Origin of the sequence: Acinetobacter sp. YH12045, from assembly GCF_013419925.1 — a bacterium.
In the GTDB taxonomy this organism is placed as follows: domain Bacteria; phylum Pseudomonadota; class Gammaproteobacteria; order Pseudomonadales; family Moraxellaceae; genus Acinetobacter; species Acinetobacter amyesii.
Genome location: NZ_VOZE01000003.1, coordinates 99997 through 124952 on the forward strand (window position 1 = coordinate 99997; position 24956 = coordinate 124952).

24 protein-coding genes are annotated in these 24956 nt (G+C 39.5%); 8 read left to right on the plus strand and 16 right to left on the minus strand.

Annotated elements, in window-relative coordinates; all coding sequences use genetic code 11:
• Window positions 1-25 precede the first annotated feature (25 nt).
• Entirely contained in the window at window positions 26-616 is a 591-nt protein-coding gene (pnuC, locus tag FTU02_RS05550) for a nicotinamide riboside transporter PnuC (RefSeq protein WP_078192228.1), read from the minus strand.
• Window positions 617-838: 222 nt separating this feature from the next.
• Here pnuC and FTU02_RS05555 point away from each other — a divergent pair, with 222 nt between their 5' ends.
• The 3 genes from FTU02_RS05555 to FTU02_RS05565 are packed head-to-tail and all read left to right on the plus strand — an operon-like array spanning window position 839 to window position 3183.
• Entirely contained in the window at window positions 839-1624 is a 786-nt protein-coding gene (locus tag FTU02_RS05555; RefSeq protein ID WP_180083688.1) for a crotonase/enoyl-CoA hydratase family protein, read from the plus strand.
• 54 nt (window positions 1625-1678) lie between these two features.
• Window positions 1679-2569, plus strand: a complete 891-nt coding sequence (locus FTU02_RS05560; RefSeq protein WP_180156237.1) for an alpha/beta fold hydrolase — start codon at window positions 1679-1681, stop codon at window positions 2567-2569.
• Between the two features lie 50 nt (window positions 2570-2619).
• Entirely contained in the window at window positions 2620-3183 is a 564-nt protein-coding gene (locus tag FTU02_RS05565) for a TetR/AcrR family transcriptional regulator (RefSeq protein ID WP_180156239.1), read from the plus strand.
• On the opposite strand, the gene FTU02_RS05570 is transcribed toward FTU02_RS05565, so the two are convergent.
• A complete protein-coding gene (locus FTU02_RS05570; RefSeq protein WP_180034488.1) occupies window positions 3165-3653 on the minus strand; it encodes a hypothetical protein in 489 nt (162 codons plus the stop codon). The two genes, FTU02_RS05565 and FTU02_RS05570, sit on opposite strands and share 19 nt — an antisense overlap.
• 435 nt (window positions 3654-4088) lie before the next feature.
• Between FTU02_RS05570 and FTU02_RS05575 the strand changes: the two genes are divergently transcribed.
• A complete protein-coding gene (locus FTU02_RS05575) occupies window positions 4089-4535 on the plus strand; it encodes a GNAT family N-acetyltransferase (RefSeq protein ID WP_078191420.1) in 447 nt (148 codons plus the stop codon).
• Between the two features lie 143 nt (window positions 4536-4678).
• Here the strand turns inward: FTU02_RS05575 and FTU02_RS05580 are convergent, their stop codons facing one another.
• The 4 genes from FTU02_RS05580 to FTU02_RS05595 all read right to left on the minus strand — a co-directional run bounded on the left by FTU02_RS05580 (window position 4679) and on the right by FTU02_RS05595 (window position 9117).
• Complete coding sequence (locus FTU02_RS05580; protein ID WP_180023258.1) at window positions 4679-6475, minus strand: diguanylate cyclase domain-containing protein; 1797 nt, start codon at window positions 6473-6475, stop codon at window positions 4679-4681.
• 187 nt (window positions 6476-6662) lie between these two features.
• On the minus strand, window positions 6663-7001 hold the full coding sequence (locus tag FTU02_RS05585) for an FKBP-type peptidyl-prolyl cis-trans isomerase (RefSeq protein WP_078191421.1): 339 nt from the start codon (window positions 6999-7001) through the stop codon (window positions 6663-6665).
• A 506-nt stretch (window positions 7002-7507) separates the two neighbouring features.
• A complete protein-coding gene (locus FTU02_RS05590) occupies window positions 7508-8038 on the minus strand; it encodes a YaeQ family protein (RefSeq protein WP_180156241.1) in 531 nt (176 codons plus the stop codon).
• Window positions 8039-8103: 65 nt separating this feature from the next.
• Window positions 8104-9117, minus strand: a complete 1014-nt coding sequence (locus tag FTU02_RS05595; protein ID WP_180156243.1) for a GTP-binding protein — start codon at window positions 9115-9117, stop codon at window positions 8104-8106.
• A gap of 568 nt (window positions 9118-9685) precedes the next feature.
• Here FTU02_RS05595 and FTU02_RS05600 point away from each other — a divergent pair.
• The 3 genes from FTU02_RS05600 to FTU02_RS05610 all read left to right on the plus strand — a co-directional run bounded on the left by FTU02_RS05600 (window position 9686) and on the right by FTU02_RS05610 (window position 12658).
• The gene (locus FTU02_RS05600; protein WP_180156245.1) at window positions 9686-9907 is read left to right on the plus strand and encodes a hypothetical protein; all 222 of its coding nucleotides are present in this window, start codon (window positions 9686-9688) and stop codon (window positions 9905-9907) included.
• A gap of 343 nt (window positions 9908-10250) precedes the next feature.
• Window positions 10251-11855, plus strand: coding sequence for a bifunctional 3-(3-hydroxy-phenyl)propionate/3-hydroxycinnamic acid hydroxylase (locus FTU02_RS05605; RefSeq protein WP_180156246.1), 1605 nt, complete (start codon window positions 10251-10253; stop codon window positions 11853-11855).
• Between the two features lie 299 nt (window positions 11856-12154).
• Entirely contained in the window at window positions 12155-12658 is a 504-nt protein-coding gene (locus FTU02_RS05610) for a hypothetical protein (protein ID WP_180156248.1), read from the plus strand.
• Window positions 12659-12833: 175 nt separating this feature from the next.
• Here the strand turns inward: FTU02_RS05610 and FTU02_RS05615 are convergent, their stop codons facing one another.
• On the minus strand, window positions 12834-13442 hold the full coding sequence (locus FTU02_RS05615; protein WP_180156398.1) for a glutathione S-transferase family protein: 609 nt from the start codon (window positions 13440-13442) through the stop codon (window positions 12834-12836).
• A 215-nt stretch (window positions 13443-13657) separates the two neighbouring features.
• Here FTU02_RS05615 and FTU02_RS05620 point away from each other — a divergent pair, with 215 nt between their 5' ends.
• Window positions 13658-14566, plus strand: coding sequence for a DUF4349 domain-containing protein (locus FTU02_RS05620; protein ID WP_180156250.1), 909 nt, complete (start codon window positions 13658-13660; stop codon window positions 14564-14566).
• Window positions 14567-14686: 120 nt separating this feature from the next.
• Here FTU02_RS05620 and FTU02_RS05625 read toward each other — a convergent pair whose 3' ends face one another.
• The 9 genes from FTU02_RS05625 to FTU02_RS05665 all read right to left on the minus strand — a co-directional run bounded on the left by FTU02_RS05625 (window position 14687) and on the right by FTU02_RS05665 (window position 24857).
• A complete protein-coding gene (locus FTU02_RS05625; RefSeq protein ID WP_078192238.1) occupies window positions 14687-15580 on the minus strand; it encodes a LysR substrate-binding domain-containing protein in 894 nt (297 codons plus the stop codon).
• Window positions 15580-16785, minus strand: a complete 1206-nt coding sequence (locus FTU02_RS05630; RefSeq protein WP_180156252.1) for an MFS transporter — start codon at window positions 16783-16785, stop codon at window positions 15580-15582. Before FTU02_RS05630 ends, FTU02_RS05625 begins: the two co-directional genes overlap by 1 nt.
• Complete coding sequence (locus tag FTU02_RS05635; RefSeq protein ID WP_180107360.1) at window positions 16782-17378, minus strand: TetR/AcrR family transcriptional regulator; 597 nt, start codon at window positions 17376-17378, stop codon at window positions 16782-16784. Before FTU02_RS05635 ends, FTU02_RS05630 begins: the two co-directional genes overlap by 4 nt.
• Window positions 17379-17574: 196 nt before the next feature.
• Window positions 17575-18096, minus strand: a complete 522-nt coding sequence (locus tag FTU02_RS05640) for an acyl-CoA thioesterase (RefSeq protein WP_078192241.1) — start codon at window positions 18094-18096, stop codon at window positions 17575-17577.
• Window positions 18097-18378: 282 nt separating this feature from the next.
• Window positions 18379-18555 (minus strand): hypothetical protein, encoded by a 177-nt coding sequence (locus tag FTU02_RS05645; protein WP_171263721.1) that lies wholly within the window; start codon window positions 18553-18555, stop codon window positions 18379-18381.
• Between the two features lie 385 nt (window positions 18556-18940).
• On the minus strand, window positions 18941-19933 hold the full coding sequence (locus FTU02_RS05650; RefSeq protein WP_180156254.1) for a patatin-like phospholipase family protein: 993 nt from the start codon (window positions 19931-19933) through the stop codon (window positions 18941-18943).
• Window positions 19934-20175: 242 nt separating this feature from the next.
• On the minus strand, window positions 20176-21651 hold the full coding sequence (locus tag FTU02_RS05655; RefSeq protein WP_180156256.1) for a sodium:alanine symporter family protein: 1476 nt from the start codon (window positions 21649-21651) through the stop codon (window positions 20176-20178).
• 63 nt (window positions 21652-21714) lie between these two features.
• Window positions 21715-22956 carry a sodium/glutamate symporter gene (gltS, locus tag FTU02_RS05660; RefSeq protein WP_078192244.1) on the minus strand — a complete coding sequence of 414 codons (1242 nt, stop codon included), beginning with the start codon at window positions 22954-22956 and terminating at the stop codon, window positions 21715-21717.
• A gap of 629 nt (window positions 22957-23585) precedes the next feature.
• On the minus strand, window positions 23586-24857 hold the full coding sequence (locus FTU02_RS05665; RefSeq protein ID WP_180126243.1) for a DcaP family trimeric outer membrane transporter: 1272 nt from the start codon (window positions 24855-24857) through the stop codon (window positions 23586-23588).
• Window positions 24858-24956: the final 99 nt, after the last annotated feature.

The window sequence follows — 24956 nt, forward strand, 5'->3', positions numbered from 1 at the left end:
TGGGAATGAAAAAAACATCTGTGGGCTAAATGGATAAAGCTTTCATCGCCTGTTGCTGCTGTTTATTTTTGACTTGTGTCCATTGCCACCAACCAAATGCCGCCAAGCCCACAAAACCAGCATACAACGCCGCAGTGAGATACAGGTCTTTGTATATAAACATACCCACATAGATTATATCGACAAATACCCAAAGCACCCAAGTAGCAATATGTTTCCGGCTGGTCCAATACGTTGCGAGTAAGCTAAACGCGGCCAATTGTGCATCCAAAATTGGCACGGCTGCATCGGTAAAATAGTGCAAACTTAAACCAAAAATCAAACCGCCCACCGCTGCTAAGAGCATTTGAAAGATCACGAGTTTGGTCGCAATCGGTTCAATACGGATGTCATGATCTTGTTGTTTGCCCTTCAACCAATGATAAAAACCGTAGAAGTTCACCACTACAAAGAAAAACTGCAAAATGGTTTCGCCATAAAGTTTGTAGGTATAAAACAGGTAGGCATACAGCAAAAAAGCTGCAAAGTTAAACCACCAACACCACATATTTCGCTTAATGGTTAAACTCACCCCGATTAAGCTAATAATAACTGCAAATATTTCTAAGTTCGACATGGTTGATTGGGCCTTAAAAAAGCTGCAGCTATTATGGAAAAAATCAGCCCAAAGGCAAGCTATATCCCACACTATTTCATATCAACTCTGTAAATTTTAAATCAAACCACTCATCCACCAGACGATGATTTTGATGTTTTGAACGCATCAGTTTTGACAGTTTTCTAACAATCGTTTAAAAACTTATCTATGCCTAAAGAATAATCAGAAGGAATCATTAAAATGTCAGAACAACAAGGTCGTGTAAGTCGAGAAATCCGTGGTCATCTTTATTTGATCGGTTTGGACCGTGCAGATAAACGAAATGCGTTTGACAGTCATTTAATTCATGACCTTTCACTGGCACTCACTGAATATGAAGATGATCCAAATTTACGCTGTGCAGTGATTTTTGCACATGGTGATCATTTTACTGCAGGTCTGGATCTGGTTGAACTACAACCCAAACTTGGCAGTGGACTATTTAATTTTCCTGATCAGCAAATTAATCCGTGGGGAACCAACTCACGGCAACGAAAAAAACCAGTTGTGGTCGCGGTACAAGGATTCTGTTTTACAGCGGGTATTGAACTCATGCTGAATGCCGATGTCGTGATCGCTCAGCGTCAGACAGAGTTTGCTCAAATGGAAGTGCAACGTGGCATTCTTCCCTTTGGTGGTGCAACTGTTCGCTTTGTGCAAGCAGCGGGTTGGAATAAGGCGATGCGCTATTTACTCACGGGTGAACGTTTCAATGCACAAACGGCATATGACATGAACTTGGTGACTGAAATCACAGACCAAGCGCCCTTATCTCGTGCAATTGAACTTGCAGAACAAATTGCACAGGCTGCACCACTGGCGGTTCAGGCAACACTCGCTGCAGCACAGCAAGGTGTGCATTTGGGAGCCGATGCTGCCTTTGCTCAATTAGATCAGCATTTACAACCACTACTAAAAACACAAGATGTACAAGAAGGTGTGATGGCCATGCTACAACGTCGCGCAGCCAATTTTCAGGGCAAATAACTCTTTATTTAAACTGAGTAAACCCTTTACGTCCTGCCTATCAAGAGAAAAATTATGTCAACGGATTTAGAACCAGCAGCGCAAGAAATACATAGTACACCCGTGAGTTTCCCTGCAACCGATGGTTATACGCTTTCAGGCGTTGAATATCGGCCTAATACTGCCGCTAAGGCCAATATTATTATTTCAAGTGCGACAGGTGTACCTCAACAATTTTACCGTCGTTTTGCCAAGTATGCCACAGGACTCGGTTATCAAGTACTGACTTTTGATTATCGTGGTATTGGACGTTCTGCACCGTCAAAACTCAAAGGCTTTAAGATGTCTTATCTTGACTGGGGACGTTATGACCTTTCTGGTGCCATAGCTTATATGCAACAACACGGTCAGGAAACTTTTCTAGTGGGACACTCCTATGGCGGTCAAGCACTAGGCCTCACCTCAAATCATGATCAGATACGTGCCATGTATTGTTTTGGCACTGGCGCAGGTTGGCATGGCTATATGCCCTTTAAGGAAAAAATGAAAGTGCACGTGATGTGGAATATCGTTTTTCCACCGATGGTTGCCGTCAAAGGGTATTTGCCTTGGAGCAAACTCAATATGGGCGCTGACCTTCCTGTCGATGTCTATAAGCAATGGCGTCGTTGGTGTAAAAACCCAACCTATTTCTTTGCCGACCCTGAGCTGAGTGAGCTGTCTCAACAATATGCTGCAGTTCAAACGCCGATCTATGCGGTCGCTGCGCTCGATGATGACTGGGCATTACCCAATTCACGACATGCTTTTATGCAACATTATGCGCAAGCATCAATGCACTATATCAATATTGAAGCGCAAGATTATGGTCTAAAACAGATTGGTCATATGGGTTATTTCCGCAAAGGTGCTGAACCTTTATGGCAGGAAATCATTGGACGGTTTGACGAACTATTAATCGCCTAGACCAATTTACTTCATACACATCATATTGAATTATTCGGATAGAGAGATACATGCGTCCACGGAAAAACACCTCTGAACATCTATTGTTACAGTCAGCACACGCCTTTAAACGCTATGGCTATATGGGCTGTAGCATGGGGAAATTGGCTGAAGCCTGTGGACTCTCAAAAGCTGCGTTTTATTATGACTATCCGAATAAAGACGCATTGCTGATGGAAATTTTAAACCTGACGCATATAAAGTTACAGCACAGTATTTTTCAGCAATTACAGCAAACTACTACCTCACCTCAACAGGCTTTCTCGCACATCCATCAACTCGCCATACAATTTTTTAGCCAAGGTGGATTAGGTTGTTTAGTCGGGATATTAAGTATGGAGCGGCAACATTTGCCTACCGAGATTTTTGCAAAATTACAGTCCATCTTTCACGAGTGGCAACTTGCCTTTGAAGTGTTTTTTCAGCGATGCATGAGCATCGAACATGCCGCTCAACTTGCCAAAGTCAGCTTGGCGGATTATGAAGGCGCGATTTTAATGGCCCGAATAACCGATGATTTGAGTTATCTCGATTTAGTCCAAGATCGCATTTTGCTTCAACTTGCGGAGTCTTGATAGCGATATTCAATTTTATGTTCTTCGCCAAAACGGTCGACATGTGTATAAAACTCACCGTATCGGCCTAAATAATACTCGAGCGATTGATTGTAAAAACTCCAATAAATCGACCATTCATTCAGATCTAATTGGCGAATTTGAGTTTTACAATTGACTGGCATGCGACGTAAAAAAACTTCTTGTAACTGTTCGGCTGCCTGTAGCGAATCTAATTTGTATTGTTGTTGAAAGAAAATTTCCGCAATATCATCAAAAAGTTGCTGTTCATATTCATCTACTTCAATGACTTGATCGACGTCACGAATAGCATCATCATTCGATGCTAAAGAGATACTTTTCGATTTTTTTGGTGCTTGGTAACGCGTATATTTTTGACGATATTTTTCTGTTTTTATTATTTTTTTGACCACGATTCCTGCTGCAGACAACGCAATCAGAATACACATCACAATGAGAAAAATTACCATAATAACAACCTACTGCCGATGACGCGCATGCACATCTTGAATCATCGAATATTTTTATGGACTAATATAACGCACAATAACGTTTAAAATTCATACAAAATTATTTTAAAGCTGAAATCTTGCCAATTTTCTTTGCTAATTTATTTCAAACTATTACACCTGTTGAAATCATTGAGTATGTATACATTTCTAAAAAATCTATTATTACTTTTAAAACAGTATAGTTAGATGCATTTATGTGGTTATTTATCCGTATTTAACGATTAATTTATAAATATACATTTGTAAATTTTGCAACAATTTTGAAATAAAAACCCAACCCAACGGTGCAATGGCTGCAAAAAAACATAAAACGCAACAAGAAGCCTCTTTAAGCACAAGGCGATATCTTCTGAAATGACAGGCTGTTGGAGTTTTCTATAAAAAGAAAAAATTATGATACGCGAAGCACAAATTCAGGATATACCCGAAATTATTCACGTGATTCACAACAGCATTCGTTCATGTATCCAGGACCATCAACGTAATGAAAGTGTGATTCAAACTTGGCTTGAGGAGGCAAATCAATCAAATATCTTAATGTGGATGCTTTACAACGACAGTTGGGTCTACGTCAGTGACAATCGAGTGGTCGGCTTTATTTTAGTCAGTGATCAGGGACAAATTCTACTGAACTATATCTGCCCTGAACGTCAGTACCAAGGCATTGGTAAGGCGTTATTGTTAAACATGATGCACTGCGTCCGAAAAAAGAATATTACCGAGATCAGTCTAGAAAGTACTCATACAGCACTCGCCTTTTACCAAAAATATGGCTTTGTCGCACATCAGGATTTTGAGCCTGCCGATGTTCCGCTCAAATTGGTCAAACAGCTCTGTTAGTAGAGAGGCAAACCTCATAAAAAGATAGATTTTCAAATAGGATGATTATGATAGGTGAATTTAAAAAGAGATCAATCTAAATAAGTATTGGCAAAGGATACTAGCGATAGCACCGCAAAGTTTTCGCCGTTTACAACGGAGTATCAAGGCTTAAGTTGATCGCGTCCTGCCTGTTTAGCCATATATAAATAATGGTCTGCATGCTTCATTAAGGCTTCGATACTGTCGAAGTCATTTTGCTTATCCATCCATGCCATGCCCAAACTCAGTGTGACGTAATTTTTGTCATCCCCCCGATTAACATGTTCAAGTTGTTCATTACGCATGGCTTCGAGTACCAATTGCAATTGTTCTTGGGCAATCGCATACGGAACATCATGCATCAATATGGCAAACTCTTCTCCCCCATAGCGAGCCACATAGGCTGAACTTGGCAGGGTATTTTGCATGGTTTTCACGATCTGCTGTAACACCTCATCGCCTTTGAGATGTCCATAGTGGTCATTATAATTTTTAAAATAATCGACATCTAACATGGCAAAGACCAATGTTCGATGACTATGAAAACGGACTTCTGAATATAAACGTTGAATTTCGGCATTCAAAGCACGACGGTTGAATGCCCCCGTTAAGGCATCAATACGAATTTGTAGCTCTAATTTTTTATTCAGCTCATGGAGCTGTAAGGTGCGCTCTTTGACTTTCTGATCGAGTGAACTGTTTAGCTCAAGCAGACTATTATTTAACTGCTCCGTATGCATCGACTGCTGTGCATAATGATGCGATTGCTGAAACATGATCAACAAGGCATACAAACTGGTTGAAATGAACGATAAATTGACGGAATCAATCAAATTCATCATCAGCAAAAAGTCGTTTAAAAAAGTAATGCACAGGAAAATAACCGCGATTAAATTTAATTTTGAATACGGCTCTTTCTTTTTCAGTGTTAGGTAAAAACCATAAGCAAAATTACTTAGAACAACGATCACATAGGCAAAACTGTAAGTTGCCAAAGGTTGAAAAATTTCAGGCGTCGAAACAAAAGTCACTGAAATATTCAACGACAACAGCAACATCGCGATCTGATAATTTAAGGTAAATAAATAGCGACGACTGAGCAAGTGGATATAACTTAAAAAGAAAATCGATGCCAAATAGGTAAATAAGTATTCTAATCGCGTGCCCCACAACCAATTAATATCGGTAAAAGTGGTATAGGCATAAGGTGCTGAAAATAAATTATGGAGTGCTAAAAAGACAATAAATAAGCCAAACACCAAATTACTTCGGCTATTGCGACCGCGTAAACCTCGAAAGACTGAAAATAGGATTGTAAATAGTCCCACACCCAAGACGGCACCAGACACCATTCCAATACTCATCATCTGTTGTTGGAATTGGCGGTTTACTGTCTTAGCAATACCAATACGCATCGGGTTTTCAAACCCGCCGTGCATACTGTTAAAACTTGAAGCCTGAATGGTTAAGGTGAAATATTCATCTTGTGCCACAAAATAGGCAATTCGTGGTGCATTCTCCGTTTTTTGTTCTGCTTCAGTTCGCCCAACTTCACCCAAACGAACGATCACATCACCATTTAAAAAGACCCGATACGCACCGTACTGATTTGGAATCAATACCGCGATACGACGACCAATAAATTGTTTGGGGATTTGGAAATGTCCAGTATATGTCCCAAAGCCTTTACTATCCCCTGTGATGTCTTTAAATGATGCAGGCAGATAGACCGTTTGACCGACTAGAACCGAACTCGGAGAAGTTAAAAATTGATTTGGATAAAACAACCATTTGCCTTGTAAGAGGCTACTGGTGTCTTCCGTGAAGTAGATTTGGTTAACTTCGTTTTGATGTTTTAAATAAAACGATTTAGGAGCAGTTTCATACTGTGCTTGAGCAGTCGATACAGTGAATGCCAATGTAAAAATAATAAAGGTAAGAACCCAGAACAATCTGGTGCAAGGCAACTGTAAAGACAACGGCTTTGATTCCTGCGTTTATACTCGAGCTATTATTCTAATCTACGGTAAAAGACAAAAATAACAACTACTATTTTATCAAATTGATCAATAACTTCCATGTCACTGATCTAAAACAGTCGCTGTATTAATCGCGAGTTTTTACATCATACAATTCAATCTCAAAAATAAGATTTGAATTGGCAGGAATTACATTACCCATTTTACGTTCACCATAAGCTAAATGTGATGGCACGATTAACTTACGTTTACCACCGACTTTCATCCCCATGATGCCTTGATCCCAACCTTTAATCACACGGCCAGTACCAATCACTGTTTCAAAATAATTACCACGATCTAGTGATGAATCAAATTTTGTACCGTCTTCTAACCAACCTGTATAGTGCGTTGTAATCAAAGCGCCTTTAACCGCTTCTTTACCTTCGCCTACCACTAAGTCAATAATTTCTAATTCCGTGCTCATGCTCTCAACCTCAAATGCCGCAATCTAAATAAAGCCCTATTATAAACAGAATCAGTCTGAACATGATGCCCTTGAATGTGCTAGAACGGACCGACTCAAAGTTGAGAACACAATGATTTAGATCAGCATGCAAATAAACATTTACTAGTAAAGCTCACATGTCTTGAAACATTTAGGAGTATTCCGTTATCACTAAGATGCATTGGGAAGAAACGAATAAAAAATTTAAAGCGCTCTAAAAGTTTGAACGTTCATTGAATGAAGACGTTTATGCGGTAAGAACAACGCTATTTACAAAGATAATAAAGAGGATTCATCCATAGGCATTACATAAATGGGGGGCTAGAAAATTTCCCGAATTAAATTTTTATTTTGGTTTTAGGTCAACTGAGTTTTAAATCGACAGTTAAATTAACAGAATCGTATTAGCTGAAAAAATAGTTATAGCGACAAGGATGCAAGCCTAAACTCACACCCATCATGAAAAGTTAAATCAAATGATAAACTTATTGCAATTGTGTCCATTCAATCACAGCTTGAGCTTTATCACCTATCAAAGTCCATTCGCCATCCATTACGTTTAATTGTAAAGACATGGTTCGTTCGCATAACTCTTGAATGGCAGCTGTACTCGCTTCAGATAATTGCCAAATTTCAACATTCTTCAGGGTTTTCAGTTTGCTGTTGCGTTTATACCATTCGTCTACTGATGAGCCATAAGTAATCACAGCGACTTGTGGGCAACGAGCACTGGCTTTTTTGACTTTGTCTTCGTCAGGGCAACCGACTTCAATCCATTTCACCAATTGACCTGTTAAATCTTTTTCCCACAGCGCTGGTTCGTCTGTTTCGAAAAGATCTTTGGTAAATTCTAATGCTTCATTGGCATAGCGTGCATATGCCAAGACACGCACCATCAAACGTTCAATCGTTTCAGAAGGATGCAAAGCCATCGTCAATTGATAATCACCATATTGGTGTACATCCAAATTGGCAATGTTCAAATCTGCTTTATAAATTGTAGCTTTTAGCGCCATGGTAAAGTCCTCAAATTTGGCGCCTAGCATATAAGATTTAGCAAGCTTTTGCTGCGCTGATTTACTTATTTCTCAGCTTTATCGGCATCGATACGACACTGCATTAAGCGATCTTCAAATTCGAGCCATTCACGTTCAGTTTGGTAAATAATTTCGACACGATTATCGATACTTTCATCGCTCGACTGATAATTAAACTGATCGGGATTAAAGTTAAAGGTTTTCCACCCTTGGTCGGTCTGAAAAATACCTTTGATCCGTAGCCAATCTTGCTGCTCACAGAGTAAATCTAACAGCTCAAAAAAATCGAAGGTCCATCGTTTTGGGAGTTTCCAACCTGCGACACTATAACCCTGAGCTGATTCAACATAATGATAAGGCAACTGTTTAATTTCTGTGGGCACATCGACCAGCATTTGCTTTTGTATCGCCAATAAAGGCTGAATTTTACGCGGACTTCCCACATAGGCGAGATCAATATTTGCCAGTTTTAAATCACCTTTTACAACATTGATCCATTGCTGCTGATACGGTAAATATGCTTGTTTGAGTCGTTCCAAACCAGCTTGATCGGCATCACTCATACAATCGACATGAGACACCACAACGATTTGTGCCACTTTGAGTTGATCGGCATACAGGTTTTGTGACGTCCACTCTTGATCATGTAAGCGTGAGCCATCGACCACGGTCACCAATGCTCGCATGGCTAAATGCGGATGCCAATGTGGCTCGGTCAATTGCTCCAAAAGTTGTCCCGGATGACCTAAACCTGTCGGCTCAATAAACAGTCGGTCGGGTTTCACCTCTGACAATAATCGTGACAACGCAATTTGCATCGGCAGTTGGCTGCTACAACATAGACAACCACCCAATAGTTCCTTCACCGCATAACCTTGATCTTGCGGCAACATCTGTTGATCGACCCCAATTTGCCCAAACTCATTCATCAGTACGGCCCAAGTTTCGCCCGCTGGCTTTTGCTTTAATAGCTGCTGTAAAACTGTGGTTTTACCCGCACCTAAAAAGCCAGAAATAATATGAACAGGAATCGCACCGTGGGTAGAAACTAATTTCAAAAGTGAATCACTCAAATAAATAGCCAATGATTGATGGCCTTTACCATAATGATTTCAAAAAAATGCTGCAAGCCTAGTCTTCATTTCTCCGTCTTCATTTTCCTAAAGCATAGATCAGCCTAGTATCCGAGGCATTGAATGATAATCTGGCTGTTAAACAGCCTGTTTATTCCATTTGCATGAATGCATGACATATCTGGTCACACTTTATTGGCAAAGTTAACTCTTATATTTAAAAAAATGGTTATCTCGAAAAGAATCCTTACATTTGGATTTTAGTGAAATTTCTGGATTCTGCTTATTTACGACATCGATGTAATCATCATGTAAACAATGAATGAATCATGAAGTCGATTTGGTCATTTTTTCTTGCAAAGTTAAATGAAGATTCCGATATTTTTTTACATTTAAAACACAGGATGGACGGTTATGTATTCATCCAGTTAACCAGTCTGTTTCACTTTGTTGCTCGCATTGATCACTCGGTTTTCTCGATTTAGCATGAGTTCTCTCCTGATGGACGTGATGATCTTTTCAGGACTTACTAAAATATATAAGGATGCTCAAAATGAAATTAACTCAAATTTTACTTGCTTCTACTCTAGCTGCTGCAGCTGCAACAAGTTTTGCTGCGAGCAAAGATAAACAAGAAGCGCCTGAACAAGAAAAAGTAGTGGTTAGCACTCAAGAACAGCCAGCGACTGAAACAACTGCTGCTGAAGGTACTGCTGCTCAACCTGCTTCAGAAGCAAATGCTGAAGGTTCTGCACCAGCTCAATCTGCTCAGTAATAGACGAATAGCGTACTCCACACGCTAAATTCATTTAGTCTGCTGCTCAACATTTATCCCTCACTAATAAAATGTTGTGCTAAATGAATTAAAGTCGCCGGATCATTTAAAAATGGTTCGGCTTTTTTATGCTCAAAGCCACTGATTGATAGATTTTAATGATCGATAAATCATTCAAAATGATTGATGATTTTCATATAAATAAATATATATCATTCACTTAAAATAAAACCCTGCAAAAAACACGACAATTCGATTCATCGTTTCGACTTATGCCTAGCTTGTTGAAAGCCTCGCTTTAGAACTTAATAGTGGCATATGTGAAGTGATTGGATGTTTACGCATGAGCAATAAAGCAAATTACACAACGGAAGTTGCCATTCTGGGCGCAGGTCCTGTCGGCTTAACCATTGCAAACTACTTAAGTAAGCAAGGTGTCAAAGTCACTGTGATTGAACAACTGGACAGCCTGATTGACTACCCACGTGCGATTGGTATTGATGATGAATCATTACGTACCATCCAATCATTAGGTTTAGTGGACCAAGTGTTACCTCATACAACACCGAACCACGCGATGCGTTTCTTAACACCTAAAGGTCGTTGTTTCGCAGACATTCAACCGCTCACTCGTGAATTTGGTTTCTCACGTCGTAATGCCTTTATTCAACCACAAGTCGATAATGTACTGCTAGAAGGTTTAAAACAGTACGAAACCACAAATATTTTATTCTCTCGTCAATTGTCTGATTTTAGCCAAGATGCCAATGGTGTAACGCTAAATATTCAAAATAAAAACGGTGAAGCTGAAAAAATTCAAGCGCAGTATTTGATTGCTTGTGATGGTGGTAACTCAGTGGTACGTCGTACCCTCAACATCGGCTTCGATGGTAAAACTGCACCGAACCAATGGATCGTGATCGACATCAATAATGACCCACTTGCAACGCCACACATTTACCTATGCTGTGACCCTGTGCGTCCTTATGTATCTGCTGCGCTTCCACACGGTATTCGTCGTTTCGAATTTATGGTGATGCCTGGGGAGACTCAAGAAGAATTAAGCAAACCTGAAAACATTGCCAAACTATTGTCGAAAGTGCTTCCAACGACCGATGGTATTGAAGTGATTCGTCAGCGCGTTTATACCCACAATGCCCGTATTGCAGATAAATTCCGTGTAGACCGTATTTTACTTGCAGGCGATGCTGCGCACATCATGCCAGTATGGCAAGGTCAAGGCTATAACAGTGGTATGCGTGATGCGTTCAACCTTGCGTGGAAAGTTGCAATGGTTGTACAAGGCAAAGCTGGCCCTGCGCTTTTAGATACATACCAAGTTGAACGTAAAGATCATGCCAAAGCGATGATTGATCTTTCTGTAATGGCAGGTCATGTCCTTGCGCCACCTAAAAAATGGCAAGGTTTCGTGCGTGATGGTATCGCGTATGCGCTCAATTACATCAAACCGATCAAGCAATATCTATTGGAAATGCGCTTCAAGCCGATGCCAAAGTACAACGACGGTGCGTTGATCAATAACGGCGTTAAAGACTCACCTGTGGGTAAAATGTTCATTCAACCACATGTTCAACTTGAATCTGGTGAGAAAGTCCTACTTGATGAAGTCATCGGTAACGACTTTGCAATCATTGCTTGGGGCGTCGATCCAAAATGGGGTCTGTCAGATGCGACCATGAAAAAATGGCAAAAATTGGGCGTTAAATTTATCCAAGTATTGCCTGCTGTTCAACTTAGCAATGAAAATCGCACCAAGTACGACAATGTGATTACGATTGGTGATATTGGTACCGATATTCGTGGTTGGTTTGGTAAAACCACTGAATCTGTTACGATTCTTCGCCCAGACCGTTTTGTTGCAGCGATTGCAATTCCACAAACTTTAGACAGCGTGAGCCAACAATTTTTTGCAAAATTGCATGCTTAATAATCTAAATAGATCTGCAAGAATTAAAAATCGCCATGCATAAAGCATGGTGATTTTTTTCTACAATCACTATAAACATCAGATGCTATAATCGTTCAATACATAATTATAAGCTTCGCAAAATGCAAAAAAGATTTCAGAAATTATTCATTTATAGTTTGTTAGGTTTTATTTTTATCTGTTCACTCATTTTCGTAGAGATACATCATTTTCATGCCAATAGTTGGTTACCTATTTTCGTTTTTTGCCTCTGTTTTCTTATTTCTTTGAATTGCTATTTATTACGCTTAGAAAAAGATGTGAACAAAAACGAAGAATCTAATTTTTTGTCCTTCCATTTATACATTTCATTTTTTTATTCAGTCATTGCCAGCTTTTTTCTCACCACAGTGATTCTTGCTTTATTTGCATTACAAACTCAATATTTTGGTCAAGATAAAAATATCATTCTAAAAGGCCAAGTCTATTCACCTACATTTACACTAGAAAAGAAGCCCTGCCGAGCTCGCCTTAAATTTCCCGAAAGTGGTTGGTCTACCTTCGCGTATCTCTGTCTAGATACCAAGAAACATAAATTTTCTGGTTATTACAAACTCCATTTGAAAACCAGTTTCGCAGGGGCTGCGGTTCAGCATTATTATTGGATTAATGATCAATTAACATATCAGCAGCATCGTGCCTTAGATATGGATCCACAACAAAAAAGACTGCTTGAAATATATGCCAAAATTGAAAGAGATTTAGGCCCACCTCTATCTGATGATGAATCCCATGATTTTTTAAATAGAACCAACAACGATTGAGTCTATTTAATTTAGCGCAATATATGCCATACATTATCTAGGCAATAATTAAAATCGCTTTAGCATCTTCGTGATTGATATTTAAAACTCTTTCTTTTTAGTTCTCAAAGAAAGAGTTATATGAATAGACATATAGCAACACTACGTTCAGTCATTAATCAAATAAGTATCCAAGTTAAACCGACTGAAACCAATGCACATCTTTTACCGATTCACGTTGCTGAATCAGCTGAATAAAAGGTTTAAATTCATCCAAATATGGCAATATTTTGAATGAAATTGCATACACCATCCAATAAGCTAAATACAAATCTGCTGCACTAATTTTATCCCCCAACAGATATGGTTGAGCCTGTGCAAGCCCTGTTTTAATAAAATCTAAAAGTATTTTTTCATTACCAAAACTCAAACTGCCACGTTTCTCATCCATCAACTCTGTGCTAATGCCGACATTTTTCATGTCCAGGTATTCAGTCAGCGGACCATGACAGAAAAACATCCATTTCAAATATTCACCACGTTTGGGATCATCCAAGGCGGGTGCCAAACCTTTGTCACTGAATTTATCGGCTAAATAACTAAAGATGGCTGCGGTCTCACTAATCACGACAATACCATCGACCAAGCAGGGAACTTTGCCCATGGGATTAATCTTGAGATATGCCGCTTGGTGCATCTCTTCATATGGCACTTCAATAATCTCAACTTCTGACTCGATGTCTAATTCTTTCAATAAAGGCAGAATAGTATTACTGCGTGAGCGTGGATTGCTGTAGAGTTTCATTGCTGGGTTCATTGTAGATATCCTTATTTTCATCCTTGTTGTTCTGTCTATTACTATACGCGGCTTTATGTAGAATTATGTTGCGTTCATCCGTGCTTTAAACACTTTCCGATACAATACGCCCGACTAATAATTACGCTAAATTTGAATTTATATTTAAAGCAAAAAGTATTTACTCCGACTTTCTGATAATCAAACAATTGAGCTCTACATCGATGAAAAATAAATATTTAATTGTCATGTTAACGGTGATTTTAATTTCAGGCTGTTCCAAGAAAACCGAAGAAATGGCAACTGAAGCCAGCGCAGATGCACAACCTGCTCAAGTCAGTACACAGCAAGATCAAGCAGCGGAAAGCACATCCAATGAGCCGTCTACCACGCCTGCAACAACACAGAAACCTGAAACTATTTTAAATGAGCAGGTCAACCCAGCCGAAGCCTCTCGTAAAATGGTACGAGAAGCCAATGTCAGTTTTGAGTCGAAAGATGTGGTTAAAACTGCTTTAGAAATTGAAAAACTGACGCTAAGTTTAGGCGGCTTTATTGAACAGAAAAATATCGACTTTGTGGTGCAAGAGAGTCAATCCTACCCGATTACTGACGGCAAAATTAAAATCTTTGAAAAAGTAAATCCGAACGCGGAAATGATCATTCGTGTGCCAAGTGAAAAAGCTGCACATTTCGTCAATCAACTGTTACCACTAATGCATTTTTTGAACCGTCAGCAATATTCGGCAAAACGCTATGAGCTAAAACTACTCGAAGAAAAAATGTCGCAAACACAGGTCGTGCCCGACCATGTTGCAGCAGCACAAATCAATGAAATCTCACGTCTGACCCGCTTAGAAGTTCAAGATCGTGTCAGCTATAGCACGATTGTAATTGGCTTTACTGAACCTGCCACTGTCCGTGAACATATCGATATTAACCTTGATGCTATTGCTCAATTAAATGGCGATAGTTTCTGGAAAAGAGCGTGGTACGGTATTCAAAAAGGTTGGCAATTTGTGTTGAGCCTGTTGGTTGTTCTCATTACGATTTGGCCACTCTATCTGATTATTATTATCGGTTTGATTGCCTACCGCGTGATGAAACCCTATTTACAAAAATGGTTTAAATGAATGAGCTGAACAAGCTCCATTCTTCATTTAATCTATGATTAAAAATACGATAACTAAAAAAATCCCGAAGCGCTTAATTCGGGATTTTTTCATTTAAATCTTAGGGCAATATTTAAAGGCTTAGAAAAAGCCCATATAGAACTGCTCTTTTAAGACTTTTAAAATCAATTCGATCGCATCATTTTTACGATCTTTTCGATAGCTCGCATACAGACCAATGGTCGGCAAAGGTTCAACGGTACTTTTAACCAATATTTTATCACCGAGCAATGGAATGACATAAGACGGCACCAAACTCCATCCCACGCCCATACCGACCAAATTGACATTTAACAAAATATTGGTCGAGTGCTGTACCAAGTTCACATTCAGTTTATTTTGCTTAAAGAAATCTTGAATAATTCGGTATAGCTCAGGTGATGAGTGTTCATCGCTAATAATAAAATCCTGATTATTCATGTTTTTAATGCTGATATGCCGCTGTTCTGCAACAGGCGAATTTTTCGGTACAATCAGCGCCAAAGGCTCAGTAAAAATCTGAACAGATTCTATATCAGGGCTTTCTTCGACATAACGGGTAAAGGCAATATCAATCTCTCCTTTACGCACTGCACTGATTTGATCGACATCCATTAAACTATGAAAATGAATTTTTAACTCAGGAAACTGAGCTCGAATATTTGGCATGATATAAGGAAAGACCTTCATTTCAGCCACAGGAACAAAGCCGATATTCAGTTGTTCTTTACTGAGCTTCGCAATTTGACGCGCATCTATCATGGCTTTTTCAGCATGCTCTAAACTCAAACGCGCTTCTTTTAAAAAGGCCTGACCTTCTGCAGTCAGTTCAACTTTTCGGTTGGTTCGCATCAATAATTGCACCCCAACTTCCTGTTCTAGGTCTTTAATTTGCTGACTTAAAGAAGGTTGCACAGTACACATTCGCTGCGCAGCCTTGGTAAAATTTAGCTCTTCGGCAACCGCAACAAAATATCGTAGATGTCGTAATTCCATTATTCAGCTCCTAAAGCACTGCGTTTGAATTGGTTTGCCACGAATAGACGATACATCCACAAAGTGAACAGCACCATCACCGCACAAAATAAATAGGTTGCCTGAAATCCAAAGTATGCAATCAGCACACCCATAATGACCGAACCGACAGCAAGGCCAATATCAAACAAGGCAAAAAAGGTGGATATCGCATGTCCCATTCGGGCTTTTTCTACCGTTTGAATCGCGACCGTTTGCAGGCATGGGAACACTGAACCGTAGCCGATGCCCATAAAAACTGCCGATATCCAAAGCACCCATTGATTCGTGAGAAAACTCACAACCACCAAACCAATGGCAAAGCAAATAAAGGATGGATAGATGACTGCACTCGGGCCTTTACGATCATAGACTTTGCCAACCCAAGGACGGACGAGCAACATCGACACAGCAAAGACAATAAAAAAGATACTGGTATAAGCGAGTAAATGCTTCAACTCTGCATAAGCGGTGATAAAACTCATCACACTCGAATATGCAAATGCGGTCAGCAATGCCACAAAACTGATGGCAAGTACCCGTGTTTCTATCACATCACGCCATTGGATGGCTGCGGATTGGCTCGCTTGATCACTTGATTTATGCTGTACGTGTTCTTGTATTTGAACCAACCACGTAAAAATATAGCCCACTGCAACCAATAAGGCTAATACTGCAAATAAGGTACTAAAACTGCTGAATTGAATCATACTCAGCGCTAAAAATGGCCCGATCACCACGCCTAAGTTGGTCGACATGACAAAGTAGCCCATGCCTTCGCCCTTTCGATGATCTGGGATGTAATCATTTACGATGGGAACATTGACCGTGGTTAATATACTGAACCAAAAACCATGTAAAAAACGAATGACCAACAACGACCACATGCTGTCAATCCACAAATAACTCAGCGCAAAAACGACAAAGATAAAGCCTGAAATACGTACAGAATTGGCTTTACCAAAACGTTCAATGATCATGCCGGAAAAGGGACGAATCGCAATGGATGACACCAAAAACAGCGTTAAAGCCATACCCGCTTGCTGAATCGAACCACCCAATTCTTTCATAATATAAATGGGCAATATGGTCAGCAGCGCAAAGTAATAGCTAAATAAAAACAAGTTATTACACAGACAAAAAACGAAAGACTTGTTCCATAGCGATGCCTGATGTTGAGTAGTCATGAGGTCATTGTCTCGCTGCTACGCGTGGCTTGGGACTGCGTAAAAATCGGGTTTAGCGCCAACTGCACCAGTCGCTTGATATAGTCTTCATCTGGCTGGGTATTAAAGAAAATAATCTGATAATGAATCGGGCCATACAACATGTCCAACATGAGTTCGAAAGGATAATCCGCGCGAATTTCGCCTCGTTGAATGGCCAATTGGATCAGCTCACGTGTCGCTTCTCGTCGAGGTAACAAATACTGTTTAAAAAACTCACCCGCTGCTTCACGATGCTCCGCCAAAACCACGAGCAATGCTCGACCCACGTGCTGATTTAAAGCCCGTGATAGTTTGAGCAATTGTTGATTTAGATTGAACTCTAAACTTTGTGATAAATCGAGTTCAAACACCGACGCGGTGTGCGCTTTAAAAGCATCGAAAACCAGATCGGACTTATGCTTCCACCAACGGTAAATCGTCGATTTTCCCACGCCTGCACGAGCCGCAATATCTTCAATGGTCATGCTTCGATAATCACTTTCCGCTAAAGCATCTGTGACTGCCTGTAAGATACATTGCTTACGCCGAGAAGTTTTTTCAGTTTCACTCATAATTTAAAAACGAAACGCTACGTATCGTTTTATATTAAACAGTATTGGACTGAATGACCATCTTTAACTGAGCTTCGAAGAATAAACTTTAGTCGCACACTCGGAACTCAAATCCCAACTGCACTCTCCAGACGAATTTCAGAATACAAAAAAGATCGCCTAAGCGATCTTTTCAAATATTCAGCCACCAAAGTGATTAGCTTTGTGTCGACTTTTTATAAATACTGCAAGAAGGATGATGATTTTCCTGTAAACGTGCCACTTTACGTTGTTCCGCAGCTTCGAAACGACAACGTTTCCAGTCATTATCTAGATTCAATGCTGGAATTTGTTTCGGCTTACCTTGATCATCAACAGCGACCATTGTGAAATAGCAACTATTGGTATGACGTACTGTACGTTTTTGAATGTTCTGCGCTTCAACACGAATACCAATTTCCATTGAAGTACGACCAACATGGTTCACACTTGCAAGGAAAGTCACTAACTCACCCACGTGAATTGGTTCTTTAAAATTCACTTTATCGACTGATAGTGTCACCACGTAGCTACCAGAATAGCGACTTGCACAAGCATACGCGACTTGGTCTAACAATTTTAGAATCGTTCCACCATGCACATTACCCGAAAAATTCGCCATGTCAGGAGTCATTAAAACTGACATCGATAATTCTGACTGGTCGTCTAGTGCATTCGCAATTTGATCTAATGGGGACATCTTGTTTCTCTAGACTCGTGATATAACAATGATTAATGTGATTATTATATAGATTTTAATCCAAATTAAATGTTCAAATCGGCAAAAAAACCATCATTATTATTTATAGTGATCATACCATCATTCAGTAAAATATATATCGATAACGATATACACCCGATAAACAAGTATTTATCGCGCTATCTATCAACTTTTTTTAATCCAAGCTATGCTGTGTTTTATATTTAAAACATATTCATTAAAACGCGTTGTTCATCGATTCAACATAGCGCGGCATTAAACTTAATCTTCTAAGACTTTTAACATCTCGAAAGATACGTTGTCATAGCTAGTTTTTTGTCCACCATCATTGGTACTTTCTAGCGTGTAAGAATTATCTACATGTACATGAGTGACAATAAATACGTTATCTTCCATCATCGCAAGCTTTACTTTTTGTCCTACATCAAGCGTTTTCATCTACAGCCACCTTTAAAATATTTATTGGTTTTAAGTATTAATAACCTGATGATATTCTAAACACTTCAACAGTATTGGTAAACGTAAGCACATGAATAAAAAGCTAATATAGGTATATACTCTTAAAACCTACGTAAAACCAATTAATATGATTTTTTTAATTAATTTCAAATAATTAACTGTATATTTTCGTATTATTACGATTTTTATATTTGGCAAATCTTTTGATTAAGACCTAAAACCAATCAACATCCAAGATATTAATGATTACTAGATACTATTGAGCATGGGAAAAGCTGAGAGCAAAAATTAAAATGCTTTGCTGAAATAAAAATGCACCCTGCTAGGTGAACAGGATGCATTTAAATTTGCGAATCGTAACAGCCTAGTCTTTGGCTGCAAAATAAGGAATATGATGTCCCTTGCTATATTGATGTTCAGCATAAACACGAGAAATCTCTCCAAGTTTTTCTAAAGTTGCCTCTTCACCTGCAAGCATCGTCGCTTCACGACCTTTTACATCAAATATATGTGCTTTTTCACGTAAATCAGGTTGAATCACAATGTCTGCTCGCTTCAGCTCTTCTTGAGCTAAACGATTTTGCATAATATTGATATTTTGGTTAAACAAGCCCCAAACATTCGACGTTTCGGTATGAATCGGTCGTGCCAAAATATCCACCGCAATAATAATATCTGCCCCTAAATCGCGTGCAACGTCCACAGGAACTGGACTGACCAAGCCACCATCGACATATTCAGTGTCTTCAATAATCGTTGGAATAAACATGCTCGGAATCGACACCGAAGCACGAACGGCCTGTCCCGTATTACCATAGTTGAACACGACTTTTTTGCCATCCTTTAACTCGGTTGCCACCACATACATTGGGGTTTTTAGCAACTCTAAAGGCACATCATCAACTTGCTCATTGATATAATCTTCAACTTTTTTACCGTCAAAAAACCCTTTTTTGTCCAAACGTATTTCTCGAACATCATTGGCTTTCATATTTAAGGCGATATCTCTTAACTCATTGGCACTTTTACCTGAAGCATAGATTGAACCCACAATGCTACCCGCACTGGTTCCAACAATAAAATCTGGGTGTATTCCCTGCTGTTCAAGTATTTGAATGGCGCCAATGTGTGCATAACCACGTGCCCCACCACTCCCTAAAACCAAAGCAACAATCGGACGCTTTTCCTGCTTTTTCACTTTTTTAAAGTCAATGCGGTTATTCGCCACTTGAGCAGGTGCTGCTGTATAAGTTCGAATTTGTGATGTTGTTTCAGCGCTGACCTTTTTTGAGCCCACACTTTGACAACCTACAAGGCTGATTGCGAATGCAGTCATCAAAACAGTTATGCTTTTCATTGAGAGATGTTCCAAATGCAACTCGAGATTTGAAGAGAAAAAGTAGTCTAATCAGTCCACATTCACGTCACTGTTATTATTCGTTAATGCCTCTGACCGATGCACATTATATTGACATACAACCTAGAAAGTCATTGGCTGTCAAAATTTCAATGTTTAGCAGAATTTCCACATCAGGATCCAAAACATTGTCTAGCAAAAAAAGCCCCGATAACGGAGCTTTTTAAAGTTAATTTTTGACTTTACCAAATATCGGAATTAACGCGATCCTTATATTTTGGATGTTCATCCATTTTAAATACTGGCTCTTTTACACCCCGTTTTAACTGTGAGGTGTAGTCTTTCATCAGCATCAATAAGAATGGCGTCAGCAATAAAATCGCAAAGAGGTTAATACTCGCCATCACGCCCATGAAGAGATCCGCTAAGTTCCAAATCAGTGGCACACTCATGATTGAGCCAAAGTACACCATCATGAGGACGACTACGCGGAATATAAACATGACCTTAGGATTGTTATTGATAAACTGCACATTACCTTCAGCATAAGCATAGTTACCGATTACTGAAGAATAAGCGAATAAGAACAAGATTATGGCAAGGAAGTCATCTCCCCATGCGCCAATCTGGCTTTCAAGCGCCATTTGCGTCAAAGCAACACCCTCAAAGCCTGCATTTTCATACAAGCCAGATGCCAAAATAATGATCGCCGTACAGGTACACACCACAAATGTATCGACAAAGACACCGAGCATCTGAACTAGGCCTTGATTGACCGGGTGTTTAACATCTGATGCTGCCGCAGCATTCGGAGCAGAACCCATACCCGCTTCGTTTGAGAATAATCCACGCTTAATGCCTTGCATCATCGCCATAGAAACCATAGCACCGAAGAAACCACCAGCCGCAGCATCAAACTCAAATGCTTTGCTGAATATTAACTGGAAGATATCAGGCAAGATTGCAAAGTTAGCAAAAGCGATATAGAGCGCGACTGCCAAATAAAGTAATGCCATAAATGGAACAAAACGTTCTGCCACTTTTGCAATACGCTTAATACCACCAAAAATAATCAGCGCGGTAATGAACACCAAGAACAAACCTACCCAAGAGATTTCGAAACCAAAACCACCTAAGTCTAAAATGATATTGGCTTTATCCCAGCCCCACGCATGTGAGGTCGCACCTGTAATCGCATTGGCTTGCACCGCATTAAAGACAAAACCGTAGGTTGAAATCAGCGCGATGGCAAAAACCACGCCCAACCACTTTTGCTTCAAGCCTTGCGTGATGTAATACGCTGGACCACCACGGAATTGCTGATTTTGCGTATCACGCACTTTAAAGAGCTGTGCAAGTGAAGACTCCACAAATGCAGAACTCATGCCTAAAAATGCGGTAAACCACATCCAAAAGACTGCACCAGGCCCACCAATAGCAATAGCAATTGCAACACCTGCGACATTACCCACACCGACACGACTTGCCAGTCCAGTCACAAAGGCTTGGAATGGTGTAATCCCATGCTCATCATCGCCTTCTTTACGGCTAGATTTCATCACTTTAATACTATGAAAAAATAGACGAATCTGAACTGCACCAGTGATTAAGGTATAAAAAATACCAACCGCCACTAAAAGTACGACTAAGAAATCCCAAAGCGGATCATTAAAAACTTTGACCCAGCTCATCAGGGTTTCGTTTAATTGTTCATTCATATTCAACCCTAGTTTTAAATGGTCAAAAGTATAAAAGGCTCTTTTTTGAAGAGCCTTTCTAAATTAAGCAAAGAATTTAAGAATTAATTGAATAACTGTTGCGTTAATCAAATCAACAAAAAATGCGCCACATAAAGGAACGATTAAGAAAGCCTTATGAGATGGACCATACATATTGGTAATGGCTTGCATATTTGCGACTGCTGTAGGTGTTGCCCCCATACCAAAACCACAATGACCCGCCGCTAAAACCGCAGCATCATAATTTTTGCCCATTACACGGAAAGTGATAAACGCAGCATATAGTGCCATTGTTAATGTTTGGGCTCCCAAAATCACAACTAATGGTCCTGCAAGATCTGATAGCTGCCATAGTTTCAACGATAATAGTGCCATTGCTAAGTACAGTGATAATGAAGCATTACCAAATACATCAATTGCACGATCAAATATTTGTACGCGGAAAATACCTTCTAATACATTACGTAAAATGACACCACCAGCTAAAGCCCATACAAATGTCGGTAATTCAAACATCGTACCTTTACTGAAAGCCGTCATAAAATCAGCAAATGCTAAACAGCCAGCAAATAAGCCCAAAGTCGTAATTGCATTATCTGCGGTAATTAAACGAACACGATGTGGATATTCAAAAGGTACATATTCTGTTGAATTAATATCAGCTAGTGGTGTGTTATCACTACGCTCAATTTGCTCATTTGTGCGCGGAGTTGCTAGGTGATAACGATTAATTAGCAACTTAGCTAATGGTCCACCAATAATACCACCAATGATTAAACCAAAAGTTGCACTTGCCATACCTAAAGCTAATGCACCTTGTATACCGTGTTCAACTTCAAGAATTTCACCCCATGCACCAGCTGTACCATGACCACCTGTCAACGTAATTGAACCTGCAATCAAACCAATCAGTGGATCAATACCCAATAAAGTGGCAAGACTGATACCAACGACATCCTGCACAACAATGAAAGAAGCAACGGCTACCAGAAAAATAACAAGACCAATTCCTCCTTCTTTCAATTTGGCAAAGTTTGCGCTTAAACCAATGGATGCGAAGAAAATTAGCATAAAACTGGTTTGTAATTCACTACTCGTAGTAATGCTATAACCCCAAATGCTATGTACAACCAATGAAATTATTGCAGCAACCAAACCACCAGCTACGGGCTCAGGAATATTGTAACGCCTCAAAAAACTGATTTTATTTACCAGAAAACGTCCTAATAAAAGAACGATCACCGCCGCAATTAAGGTATAAAATGCGTTAAAGCTAAATTCCATAATAATTTGTCCAAAATGGTTAGAATATTTATTAGTCCAATTAATAGAAATTAGTAGCGTTTATTAATTAAAATACAATTCCAATTTGTAAATTTAACTAATAAATCAGGCTACCAGCTATTCATTGCCAATCATAAATATTCATCATCTGATTCAAATATGTATGCCTGAGTTAAAAGAAGTGAAAACTCAATTCGACAAAACAAATCCATAAAAGCAGTTCATGCTTACTAAACCAACACTTACTACAATATTCACATCATAGATGAAATACATAAAATCAAATGCTGATTAGAAAAGTCGCACATTATGCGTGGAGAACAGAGAAATTTCATTAATTTTAATTACAAAAAGTTTTATTTGCTATAATTTAAAGTTATATCTGTTTGTTTTTACTAAAATGTATTCGCATTTTTTATCTATATAAAATATTAAAGATTTGAACATGATGCCCATGTAAGACGTGGTTAAACGACTGCTTTAACCAGTACGACATCATGACTCAGGCGATTTAGTGATTCCATCTGCTTAGTGCTATGGGTTAATTTGCGTTGAAAAATCTCCTGTTTCAACAAAAAAAGCCTGAACTGAGTCAGGCTTTTTTGATCGATTCTTTTCGATGATTTAGCTTAGAAGCTATATTTAGCCATTAAGCCCACGCGGTCATCGTTATAAGATTCACCCGCAAAGTTTTTGCGTTTACCGTTCACATATTCCAAGCCAAGTTCAACTGGTTTTACAGGTGCGTAAATAAAGTTAATCCAAGCTTGCTGTGCTTCTTCGTTTGCATTTGAGTTAGATGCATCTTTCGCATACGCGCTGCCATCATCCGCAAATAGCGCACCGTAAGCTAAAGTCGAACGTAGTTTTTCATTAAACTTATAAGTTGCACCCACTTGTACAGCAGTGAATTTGTTTTGCTCGATGTTGCCATCTACCACAGAGTAAGCCGAGTTAGAACCATATAAATAGTTGCTGTTGCCTTCTGTATACGAAACATCACCATTCAATTTCAATTGATCAGTCACTGCATAAGATGCACCCGCTGCTACACCCCAAGCTGTTTCTGTATCATCCGCAGTTTTAGATTTGTAGTTTTCAACCAATGCACGAGCTGAAGCGGTACCTTTCCCTGCAGCAAAACCTTGAGTCACTTTGGCAGTTAAGTTTGGAAGGCGATACGTCGGATCTGCAGCAACAGTCCCTTTACTATCCCCTTCTTCCGCAGAAACAAATAATTGAGTATCTGGAGCTAACTTGTAGTTATAACGAACTTGAGGAATACGTGTAGTACCCCCACCCAAGTTTGTATTGAAATCAATCATTTCTGGTGCATGGTTAGACAAGAAGTTAGATGTCGTTTGACCAAATAACCAGTTGTTAAAGGTTAAGTAACCATGACGTAGACGAATAGTTTCGCCACTTCCATTGAAATCGACCTCGATTTTACCGCCCACTTTATCATCACCACCGACGGGTGCTGTAAAATCTAAACCAAAACGTGTGGTTTTTGCAGTTGCGCGAAGTTTATCTCGTGCTTCTTCTTTAGACGTATGTACGTTGTTAAAGTCGTTATCCGCACCTTCAATAATGTAGTTCGCATCACCACGAACAAAACCGTAAAGACTTACATCTGCACCTGTTTTAGATTTTAAGCTTGCAGCTGGAGTAGCTGGTTGCGGTGGTGGTGCAACAGGACGCGCTTTAACTTGCTGAATCTCTGTTTGTTGCTGTTGTTGAACTTGCTGCTGCGCTTTAATCAAACTTTTCAGTTCTGCAACTTCTGCACGTAATTGTTCAATTTCAGAAGTATTGCTGCCTGCATGAGCCATTGATACCGTTGCCAAACTCATGGCAACAACAAGGGTTTTCATTGGGTGGAATACAGTTTGAGTTTTCATCCTAAGCTCTCTATTGTCCTGTCATTGTTGTATACCCTAAATCCGGGTGCTTTGTTATTCAGCTATTTGAGCGGACAAATTTCAAGCTGCATATCCGTG